The following is a 4,269-nucleotide window of genomic DNA, read 5'->3' as shown; positions in this document are numbered from 1 at the left end:
ACCCCCCTGTCTCCACGATGGCCCATCTGATCCCCTTGCGCCCGCATCCATCGACTATGGCAGGTACAGTGTCGGCTGGGGTAAGAATGACCGCCACATCTATCCCCTCGGGGAGTTCTTCCACCGAGGCCAGCACCCTCCTGCCAAAGACCACACCACCACCGCGCCCCACCGTAAAGACCTCACCATCGAAATGGAAACGGAAGAGGTTCTCCACGATGTCTCTGCCCATATTCTCCTTTCTTTGAGATACCCCGATCACTGCCACCCGCTCAGGGTAAAAGAGTTCCCGCATCTCTATCTCCAGGACCTATACCTCGGCCCCAATCCGTTGTGAAAGTTCCCTGGCCTTCTCCCACACCTGCTCCCCTATCCCATCCCTTCTCTTGAGATCTATCCTGAAGATGGGGCCAGCCACACTCAAGCAGCCAATCACCTTATTTTCATGATCGAAGATAGGGGAGGCCAGGCGGCGCAACCCCAACCTCAACTCCTGATCCTCGAAGGCATATCCCCTCGACCTGACCCCTTCCAGCTCCCTCTCCAATCTCTTCATCTCCGTGATGGTGTATTCGGTGATCTTCGGCAGACCTATCTTTCCCAGGACCTTCCTCCTCTTTTCCGGGTCCATATAGGCCAGGTATACCTTCCCCACCGCATTGGTGTGAAAGTACGGATAGGCGCTGCCGATGTGTTGATAGAGCCTTATACCCTCAGGGCTTTCGATCTGATCGATCAGGATCAGCTGATCTCTATCCAGGGTGGACAACTCCACCGTCTCCCTGGTGCTCTCCGAGAGGTGCCTCATTGCCTCCCTGGCCAGGCTCCTAAGGTCGATCCTCCCCAGGACGGTGTTGCCAATGCGGATGATCTTCAGGCCTAGCTTATACTTTTTTGTATTGTCATCCTGGATAATGAAACCCTTGTGCATCAATGTGCGCAAGATCCTCAACAGGGAAGGCTTGGGGATATCCAGTCTACGGGCGATATCCATGAAGCCGAGCTCCCCCTCTTCTGCGGCCAGGAGATCGAGGATATCGAGCCCCCTGCTCAAGGCAGGTATCACTTCTTTTTGCTCTATTATTTGTTTCATATTTGAAACTTATAGTTTTATATAAGAATATAATTATCCCATATGTCTTCCTTTGTCAACCCCCAAATTGGTGTATTAAACAATGCTTGACTTTTTTAGGTATTTTTGTAAGTTGAGGGGGGTTGTGAAGGATCACCGGGCTGGCGCCCTGAACACTAGGAGCTGCGACCTCTTTGTGTAAACTGAGGGATAAAGGAGGATAAGGAGATGGGCTATCTCGCCAAATTGCCCAGGGTCTTTCGTCCTGAATCGGTGATGGTGATCGGTGCATCCAACAACCCAGACAAGTTGGGCTATCATGTTATGAAGAGTCTGGTAAAGGGTGGATATCCTGGGCGCATCTTCCCCATAAACCCCAACTCTTCTGTGGTATGGGATCTACCTGCCTTTCCCGACCTGGATAAGGTCTCTGGGGATGTGGATCTGGCCATTATCGCGGTACCTGCGCAGGTGGTGCCTGGGGTCCTGGAGGGTTGCCACAGAAAAGGGGTGCAGGGGATAGTCCTGATCACCGCTGGCTTCAGTGAGATAGAGGATCCCGCAGGGGGTTCCCTCCAGGAACGGGTGCGAAAGATGGCGGATGCTTGGTCGCTGCCCATCATCGGTCCCAATACCTTTGGATTTGTAGACCTCAACACCTCTCTCAATGCCTCCTTTACCCCGGAGTTCTCCCTCCTGTCCAAAGGGGGTATCGCCCTGGTGAGCCAAAGCGGTGGTTTCTGTCACCTCTCCGGGTTCCGTGCCCTCGATGAAAATGTCGGCTTCTCTAAGATAATCGGCCTGGGGAACCGATGTAATATGGACTTCCCCGATATCCTCCCCTACCTCGCCGATGACCCGGACACCAGGGTCATCGCCCTCTATATAGAAGGGATGGACGAACCTCGTCGTCTCCTGGATGCCGCCAGAAAGGTGAGGGGGCGTAAGCCCATCGTCGCCTATAAGGCGGGCAGGGGAGAGAGCGGGGATAGTGCCAGCAGGTTCCACACCGGGTCTTTGGCCGGGCGCTATGAGATCTATCGCGGGGCCTTTCGCCAGGGGGGGATCCTGGAGGTAGGGGATACAGAGGAGTTATTGGACACGGCCAAGGCCTTAGACACCCTTGCCCCGCTGCAGGGAAACAGGGTGGCCGTGCTCTCCAGCCAGGCAGGTCCAGGGATGATCGCCTGCGATGTGTGTGAAGCCCATGGCCTTTGCCTCGTTGACTTCTCCCCGACGATCCAGGAGAGGATAAATGAGCTGCTGCCCCCTTTGGCCATCAGGACCAATCCAGTGGATATGGGGCCGGCCTGGTATAACCCGGGGGCTATCATCGGGATCATGGAGGCGGTCATCGAAGACCCGGGCATCGATGGGGTGGTCTTTTTGGCCATGTATGCCTCGGCCAATATCGCCCTGGCAGGGGAGATGAGGAAGTACTTTGAGGAGAGAGAACCCCTGACCAAACCCCTGACCGCCTGTTTTTCCGCTCCATCTCCCATCTGGTCGGAGGATGTCAAGGTCATGGACAGGAAAAAAGGGATGGTGTTTCTTCCCACACCGGAGAGGGCAGCCAGGACCATGGGAAATCTCTGGAGCCTTACAAGGCTTTTATCTTAGCAGGAGGCGAACATGGCTGGTATAGATGAAATACTCATAGGCATGGATGCCTTGGAGTTCCTGCAACATAGGGGTTTTCCGGCGTTACGGAGCGAGGCTGCCCGCCAGCCCCAGGAGGCAATCGATGCCGCTCAGGAGATCGGGTTCCCTGTGGCCCTGAAGATATCCTCCCCCGATATCTTGCACAAGACAGAGGTCAAGGGGGTATTAGTAGACCTGAGGGACGAGGCAGAGGTGAAGGAGGGCTTTGAGAGGTTATGGACCGAGGTGATTTCCCTTCGGCCTGAAGCCAGGATAGAAGAGGTAGTGGTTCAGGAGATGGGCAGAGGGAGGGAGGTAATCATTGGCGCCACCCATGACACCCAGTTTGGGCCGGTCATCATGTTTGGTCTGGGGGGGATCTTTGTAGAGGTGTTGCAGGATGTATCTTTCCGGGTCATCCCCATTGAAGGGAAGGACGCCCAAGAAATGATCAGGGAACTCAGGGGTTTCCCCATATTGAGCGGTGCCAGGGGAGGGGAGGTCAACCTGGAGGCGATAGGAGCGCTCCTGCTGCGGGTTTCATCGCTCGTGAACAATTCCCCAGATATCAGGGAGATGGATCTCAACCCGGTCTTCGTCAACGCAAAAGGGTGTGCCATCTCCGATGCCAGGATCAGGATGAAGGGGTGACGGAGATGACGGCTCTATCCTTTTCTTCTCTTATGCGAGATGCTATCGGCATGAACTGGCCGATGACCCAGAGGTTGGTTCGGAGGTGATCGGTGATGCGGGGGACCGATATGATTGATTCACCTTTCACCACTGTGAGAAAGGGGAGGATCTGATCTCCCATCCATTCGTCGAGGGCGGCCCCGGAGCTTATCTGCCTGAGGAGGGCAGAAGCGGCCTCTGCCCCTACCTCTTGCGCCCTCTTGCCCCGGGCGCCCAGGGCATTGGAGCCGAGGACAATGCCCTCTGACAGGGCCCAGAGATCAATCCCGGACCCAGGGGATACGGCAGGCCCATATTCCACCTCTATATCATAGGGACAGTCGTATCTCTCCAATACCTTGATGGCCCCTTCTCTTTGACGTTCGGCCACTCGCCTGGCCCTCAACGCCTCTGAGGCATGGGATCTGCCTTTGATTATCTGGACGCTGCCTCGATCCAGGAGTTTTAAGGGGAAAAGGGAGGCCCTTTTTAACTCCGCCAATACCTCACCCCCTCCGCGGGGGAAGTACCCCCTCTTGGTCACCACCATTTTCCCTTGGTAGGCCATCTTCCCCAAGAGGGGAAGGGCTACCTCCATCAAGTAGCCGGCCGTGGGCGCCCAGGGGACATCCGTCCCCCCAATGATCCTGAGCCGGAGGGGGGAAGGGGCCTTGATGGCTGGCAGCATCAAGGTCTGTAAGATCAACCCGATGGCCCCAGCCGTGCCGATATCTATGAGCAGCTCCCCTCCTGTGACCTCTCTCGGTTTAAAGATTATCTTTTGGGAGCCCAATTGAAGTACCTTGACCGCAGCGTGACATATATCGGCCAGGGCCTGCACTCCCGCCAGGTGTTGAGCCCGCAGCCCGGGATTGGTCCTCCCC

Annotated in this window: 5 protein-coding genes; 2 read left to right on the top strand and 3 right to left on the bottom strand. The window is 56.0% G+C overall.

All coding sequences use genetic code 11. From position 1 onward, the window contains the following. Together JRI46_12145 and JRI46_12140 are read right to left on the bottom strand one after the other, a co-directional pair. The coding region (locus tag JRI46_12145; GenBank protein MBW2040315.1) for a CoA-binding protein at positions 1–295 on the bottom strand (295 nt) is incomplete at its 3' end. A gap of 15 nt (positions 296–310) precedes the next feature. Next, positions 311–1,093: an IclR family transcriptional regulator gene (locus JRI46_12140; protein MBW2040314.1), complete on the bottom strand. Its 783-nt coding sequence runs from the start codon at positions 1,091–1,093 to the stop codon at positions 311–313. A 207-nt stretch (positions 1,094–1,300) separates the two neighbouring features. Here JRI46_12140 and JRI46_12135 point away from each other — a divergent pair, with 207 nt between their 5' ends. Both JRI46_12135 and JRI46_12130 read left to right on the top strand, forming a co-directional pair. Further along, on the top strand, positions 1,301–2,692 hold the full coding sequence (locus JRI46_12135; protein MBW2040313.1) for a CoA-binding protein: 1,392 nt from the start codon (positions 1,301–1,303) through the stop codon (positions 2,690–2,692). A 12-nt stretch (positions 2,693–2,704) separates the two neighbouring features. Next, a complete protein-coding gene (locus JRI46_12130) occupies positions 2,705–3,364 on the top strand; it encodes an acetate--CoA ligase family protein (GenBank protein MBW2040312.1) in 660 nt (219 codons plus the stop codon). On the opposite strand, the gene rtcA is transcribed toward JRI46_12130, so the two are convergent. Next, on the bottom strand, positions 3,348–4,269 hold a 922-nt coding region (gene rtcA, locus JRI46_12125; GenBank protein ID MBW2040311.1), incomplete at its 5' end, for an RNA 3'-phosphate cyclase. The two genes, JRI46_12130 and rtcA, sit on opposite strands and share 17 nt — an antisense overlap.

It is taken from the genome of Deltaproteobacteria bacterium (assembly GCA_019308925.1).
GTDB lineage: Bacteria > Desulfobacterota > B13-G15 > B13-G15 > RBG-16-54-18 > JAFDHG01.
This window is presented reverse-complemented; position numbering and strand designations above follow the sequence as displayed.

What these genes read in the sequence shown, in the direction of transcription:
- JRI46_12140 (MBW2040314.1), bottom strand. Translation starts at nt 1,093, where the DNA reads ATGAAACAAATAATAGAGCAAAAAGAAGTGATACCTGCCTTGAGCAGG.
- JRI46_12135 (MBW2040313.1), top strand. Translation starts at nt 1,301, where the DNA reads ATGGGCTATCTCGCCAAATTGCCCAGGGTCTTTCGTCCTGAATCGGTG.
- JRI46_12130 (MBW2040312.1), top strand. Translation starts at nt 2,705, where the DNA reads ATGGCTGGTATAGATGAAATACTCATAGGCATGGATGCCTTGGAGTTC.